The organism is Leptolyngbya cf. ectocarpi LEGE 11479 (genome assembly GCF_015207065.1).
GTDB classification, from domain to species: Bacteria; Cyanobacteriota; Cyanobacteriia; order Phormidesmidales; family Phormidesmidaceae; genus Leptothoe; species Leptothoe ectocarpi.
This window is the reverse complement of sequence record NZ_JADEXP010000404.1, coordinates 1-5,728: the sequence shown is the minus strand read 5'-3', so window position 1 is coordinate 5,728 and position 5,728 is coordinate 1. Positions and strand designations below refer to the sequence as shown.

Below are 5,728 nucleotides of genomic sequence, written 5' to 3'. Positions count from 1 at the left end.
GTCCGTTCGAGCAACTCAATGGCTTCCGATATCATGACGATTGGATGCGTAACTTGTTAATTGCCTCGTCTCTCAACGGGAGGAGACCGTTACCTCAATCTCCTCACACAAACTGAGGTGGAATCAGGCTCAATTATCGGTTTAACAGCCCTCATCCTGGCATTCACAAGCTTTCCCAGCTATGCCTATAAACCCAAAGATCTCACAAAACTCCAAGAAACTCGCCAATGCCCTCGGTGTGATTTACGGGGTGCCGATTTGCGGGGTCTCTTTCTACAACAGGCCAATCTGCGAAGAGCCAATCTAGCAGATGCCGATCTCAATGGTGTCGATTTAAAGGGAGCCTTTCTCTATCAGGCTAATCTGAGCCGGGTTGACCTGCGTAATGCCAACCTGAGCAATGTAAACCTGTTTGGTGCCCAGCTAGAAGGGGCGCAGCTGGCCAATGCAACTGTGGACCAGCGCACTATTCTCGACGATCGCTGGCGGCTGGTGTGGGAGTTGGTTACCCACGGATTAGGCGATCACGATTTACGGGGCGTGGATCTGCAGGGTGCGAACTTAGATGGCGCTGACCTACGGGGTGCCGATTTGACCGGAGCTACTCTAACAGGGGCCACCTTTGAGGGCACATTTCTCAGCGGTAGTCTTTTACATCAGGCTCAGTTAGACGAGACCAGTTTCTTTATTGCCGATCTACAAGGGGCAGAACTGATCGAAGCTGAGTTTCAAAATGGTAGTCTGCGGGCAGCGGATATCCGCTCAGGCGATCTCTCTAGGGCCAATTTGAACCGAGCTGATTTGGCTTTGGCCTATCTGGAGAGTGCCACTCTGACCGGAGCTAATTTAACCCGCGCCGATCTGACGGGTGCCTATTTGACCCAGGCAGACCTGAGCGATGCCCAGTTGAATAATGCCAATCTTCTGGTCGCTGATTTTCGTGGAGCTACCTTAAACGGAATAAATCTCTCTGGGGCATACCTTCAGGGTGCTGACTTTACAGGCACCGAGTTTGCCACTTCTCAGCTGCAAGATGTGGTGGCAACCGGTATTCGGCTGCTCAATGCTGATTTAGCAGGCACCGACTTTAGTAATCTGGATCTGAGGGGGACCGACCTGAGTGGGAGTAATCTACGTCAGGTGAGATTTGTTAATACAAATCTGAGGGGTGCTAATTTTCAAGCTGCGGATCTTAGTTTTACCGATTTTTCTGGCGCTGATCTGTCGGGGGCCAATCTACAACGGGCGACACTGGAGGGAATTCAGTTTGATCATCGCACCAATCTCTGCGGCACAATCATGCCTGATGGTAGTGAGCATAGGTGCAATTAGAGCGTTGTCAAGAAATGAAGTCACAATTTTGGGATGACTTGTACTCTCAACTCACTGTTATTCAAATCTCACCTGAACTATCGCTATGAATAACAATTTCCTCGTTATTAAACCAATGCATATTGAGTAGTTGAACTAGTGGCAAAATCAGCTGCATGGGGTCCCGCCGAGTTCCCCACACCCTCTGGTTAGGGCGGACCACCGCCCTAAAACCCTACGGAAATATATAAATGATATTCATAGGAGCATGAGGGGCAATCGGTCAGGTGGTTTAGATTTTTGCGCGCTGCGACAAAAATCTAAAAAGATCAGTGATCGGGTTACTCTCGAATCGAATAGTCTATTAAATTCCAGGAATTTCAGAAACCTCACAGTCTAATTCTTCTACGGAGAACTTAGTCATTTCCTGCCATTCTTTAATGGTGAAGGAGAATCCTCTTTGGTTAGCCATGGCCACAAAAGATTCTGGGCTAGGGGCAGCACTCAACGTGTTGCGTAAATTCGTATTTGTTTGAGCTTCACGGTAAAGTTTAACAACCTGTTCTCTAGCCATAGCTGAAAGGTACTCCCTAATAAATTGAATGAAATTCAATCAAGAAAATTTCATCTGTGTATCCTTTTTATGGCAAACAGTCTATTCCTGTGAATCGTTAGAATTACGGAAGTTTTCTGGATCTGGGCTGGCTAACATAACAAAAAAAGTTGACAATAGTTTTGAGTAATCAACACAGTGGCCACCACGCAAGAAGTTTTAGGACAGGGTTGGGGATTTCCAATGCGGTTAACCCTGCAGGGTGGAATTCAGCTTAGTCATACAGAACGTAATCTGGAAGAATCGATTGTTATCATTCTGAGTACCCGACTGGGAGAGAGGGTTTATCGGCCTGATTTTGGGTCTCGACTCCACGAGCTGGTCTTTGCACCCCTGAGTGATGACACCCTACTTTTAGCCCAGATTTATGCCCGTGAAGCTATTCACAAATGGGAACCTCGGGTAGTTGTCGAAGCTGTGACAGCTGTTCCCATGCCAGACACGGCCAGTCTCAACATTACTGTCAACTATCGTATTCGAGAGAGCCACCATCGGCGTAGTTTGGTTTATCCGTTTTATCTGACGCTATCGCCTGAGTAGTTCCCCCTGCAGTCATCCCTATGGACTTTGACTTTCTACCTAAACTGCCTAATTCCAACTTAGACGACCGCCAGTTTAAGGACCTGGTCGAAGAGTGTTTGCTGCGGGTACCGCGCTACTGTCCTGAGTGGACTAATCACAATCCCAGCGATCCGGGGATTACCCTGGTGGAGCTGTTTGGCTGGCTCACCGATCAGATGATGATGCGGTTTAACCAGGTGCCGCGCCGTAACTATGTAGCCTTTCTAGAGTTGTTGGGAATTCGCTTGCAGCCTCCGGCCCCGGCCCACACAGCGATCACGTTTTATCTGGCGGCTAGCCTGCCGGAGCCCTACCAAATCCCGGCGGCGGTGGAGGTGGCGACAGAGCGGACTGAGGTGGATGAGGCGATTGTTTTTAGTACCGATCGCCCCCTGACTATTGGTCTACCCTTTATTCATCACTTACTGACGGCAGATACGGCTGAGCATAGTCCCAATGTGTTGCAGGATCGGCTATCTGTGCGCTGGGCTCGCCAGGCTGATGGGCATTGGTCTGGCAGTGAACAGGCAATTTTTAACCCCACTCCTAGGGCTGGCAACAGCTTTTATCTGGTGCTCGACCCAGACCAGGCTTTAGAAGGAAATGTAATTGCCCTAAATTTTGAGGGAGAAACGGCTACACCAACGGGGATTCGCCCTGAAGCGCCGCCCCGTAAATGGGAGGCTTGGAACGGTCAGCGCTGGGTGTCGGTGCTGTTGCAAGAGAGTGATGACGAGACTCGGGGGTTTAGTTTTTATGATACAGGGAGTACGAGTGATATCCAGCGAGGTGAGGTGGTCCTGCACCTGCCTCAACAATTGCCAGTCACTGATTTTGCTAGCTATCGAGGTCGCTGGCTGCGCTGTGTATGCATAGATCCTGGGGTGGGCATTCCGGCCTACAGCAGTTCGCCTCGATTACTTAGCGTGGCGGCTCGTTCTATCGGCGGCACCATCGATGCTAGCCAGTGTACGCTGATTCAGGGCGAGCTGTTGGGAGAGAGCGATGGTCAACCGGGGCAAAGTTTTCAGCTCCAGAGCCGACCTGTTTTACCACGCGGTGAAGCGGAGTTTTTATCGGTGATTTTGCCAAATGGGAGTCAACAAAATTGGCAAGAGGTGACTGATTTTGCTGACTCTGGCCCAGAGGATTGTCACTATACGATTGATTCGCTGACGGGGATGTTGCAGTTTGGACCGCTGATTCGAGAACCGGGACAGCTAAAAACGGCGACAAGGGTGCGATCGCAACAGCAGTCCACCGGCACCAGCGTCCTCACCACCGCGCCCCAGCTGCTAGAGCGACAGTATGGAGCGGTACCTCCCAGGGGGGCCATTCTCACCATGCAAGCCTACCGTACGGGGGGCGGCCAGCAAGGCAATGTGCAGCCCCACACCCTGCGGGTAATTAAGTCAGCGGTGCCCTACGTGGCCTCGGTGATCAACCATGGCGCCGCCCACCACGGGGCCGATGCCGAATCTTTAGATGAGGCGGTGCTGCGGGTGCCCCGTCTGTTGCGTACCCGTGACCGAGCGGTAACACCGGAAGACTTTGAGACCCTGGCCATTGAGGGCAGTCAGGGAGCCGTGGCCCGCAGCATTTGTCCACAACAAATGAACAATCAGCCGGGGGTGGTGACTGTCATGCTTGTCCCCCAGGCCAACACGGCCAGTATCGAGATGGCGGCGGGGATCTCTCCGGGCGCTTTTGATCTCACCCCCCAGCTGACCCAGCAGGTAACCCAGTATCTAGATGAGCGACGTCCTCTGGGGGTGCAGGTAAAGCTACAGTCTCCTGACTACGTGGGTGTGACGGTAAAAACAGAGGTGGCGATTGATTCGGCCTATGGTTCTCCCGAGGCCCAACAGGCGATTTTGCATGAGCTGCAGGTGGCTCTCTACCGGTTTTTAAATCCTTTGGTGGGGGGGCGCAACGGGCATGGTTGGCCCTTTGGCACCGCCGTGTATCCATCGGACATTATTACCCTGCTGCAGGGCACAACCGGTGTGCGCTATTTGGGGGCCGTCATGCTATACGAGGTGCGGCGACAGAGTACGGGCTGGGTGCGTCAGCTAGCCCCCGACAATGTGGTTAAGCCTGGCCCTTTAGGACTGGTCTGCTCTTGGGCCGATGCCCAGCTGCGCTCAGGACACACTATTAGTCTCATCAGTTAGGAGAGTCCGATGTCAAAGGTGCAAACGGGACAGCTGATGAGTCTGGAGCTGATGCCGCTACAGGTGCCAGAAGCGACCACCGAGTCGGCGCTGGTCTTCTCACGACAGGCGGTCATTCCCCAGTCTCTACAGGCTAAACTACGGCTACAGCCAGGTGAATTTAGCGAGCTGGTGGTCCGGCTTAAAAATCACTCCGATGAACCGCTGCAGCTGCAATTTTCTGTGACTGGCGACATTCCCGCTGGCTGGTGGCAGCTGCGGACGGAGGGGTCTGTCTTACCAGGACGTCATCAGATGGAGGCGGTGGTCTATTTTGCGATCGCACCCGATTTTTTTGAACGCACCGTTGCCCCTGAACAGCTGCCCCTCAAACTGGATTATACGGGGCAGCTCAGTGTCACAGCCTTCACCGCTCGCGGGCACAGTCAAGAACACATTAGCTCCTTTCAACTATTAGTTAGACCACCCAGCCTATATCTCAACTTTCTCCCCGACATCTACCGCAATGTTGATTTTGTCGGTCGGCTGCTCAAAATCTTTGAAACCGCCTTTGAACCCACCGTTGACATTCTCGACCAGCAGTGGGCCTATCTCGACCCGTTGACCGCACCCCAGGCGATGCTGCCATTTCTCGCCCACTGGGTTGGCTGGTCGTTTCAAGGCCCTCTCAGTTTGGCCCAACAGCGAGCCCTAATTCGCTATGCCATGGAGATTTATCGCTGGCGCGGCACCCGTCGCGGTCTGCGGTTTTACCTGCATCTGGCGAGCGGTCTGCCCCTAGATGACCATATCCCCGATGAATCGCAAAAATCCATTGGCATCCACGAGAGTTTTAGCCAGGGCCATGTGCTCGGACACACCGTCATGGGCCAATCCACTATCCTCAGTGGCAACATTCCCTATCATTTTAACGTTCACCTCAGACCGACCGCAGACCATCCCCTAGATGAGACTTTAATTCACACCATCATCGAACAGGAAAAACCAGCTTTCTGCAGCTACAACCTCTCTATCGAACCCAGAGTTTAACCCAAAACAGAGCACCGCAACTCCCCCTTCCCCCTTCCCC

At 52.6% G+C, this 5,728-nt stretch carries 5 protein-coding genes; 4 read left to right on the top strand and 1 reads right to left on the bottom strand.

Annotated elements, in window-relative coordinates; translation table 11 throughout:
* Positions 1 to 60: 60 nt before the first annotated feature.
* Complete coding sequence (locus IQ260_RS26895) at positions 61 to 1,332, top strand: pentapeptide repeat-containing protein (protein WP_193996155.1); 1,272 nt, start codon at positions 61 to 63, stop codon at positions 1,330 to 1,332.
* A 343-nt stretch (positions 1,333 to 1,675) separates the two neighbouring features.
* Here the strand turns inward: IQ260_RS26895 and IQ260_RS26890 are convergent, their stop codons facing one another.
* Complete coding sequence (locus tag IQ260_RS26890; protein WP_193996154.1) at positions 1,676 to 1,885, bottom strand: Nif11-like leader peptide family natural product precursor; 210 nt, start codon at positions 1,883 to 1,885, stop codon at positions 1,676 to 1,678.
* A 177-nt stretch (positions 1,886 to 2,062) separates the two neighbouring features.
* On the opposite strand from IQ260_RS26890, the gene IQ260_RS26885 reads away from it, so the two are divergent.
* The 3 genes from IQ260_RS26885 to IQ260_RS26875 are packed head-to-tail and all read left to right on the top strand — an operon-like array spanning position 2,063 to position 5,688.
* Entirely contained in the window at positions 2,063 to 2,464 is a 402-nt protein-coding gene (locus IQ260_RS26885; protein WP_322745057.1) for a GPW/gp25 family protein, read from the top strand.
* A gap of 20 nt (positions 2,465 to 2,484) precedes the next feature.
* The gene (locus IQ260_RS26880; RefSeq protein WP_193996153.1) at positions 2,485 to 4,659 is read left to right on the top strand and encodes a putative baseplate assembly protein; all 2,175 of its coding nucleotides are present in this window, start codon (positions 2,485 to 2,487) and stop codon (positions 4,657 to 4,659) included.
* 9 nt (positions 4,660 to 4,668) lie between these two features.
* Positions 4,669 to 5,688: a phage tail protein gene (locus tag IQ260_RS26875; RefSeq protein ID WP_193996152.1), complete on the top strand. Its 1,020-nt coding sequence runs from the start codon at positions 4,669 to 4,671 to the stop codon at positions 5,686 to 5,688.
* Positions 5,689 to 5,728: the final 40 nt, after the last annotated feature.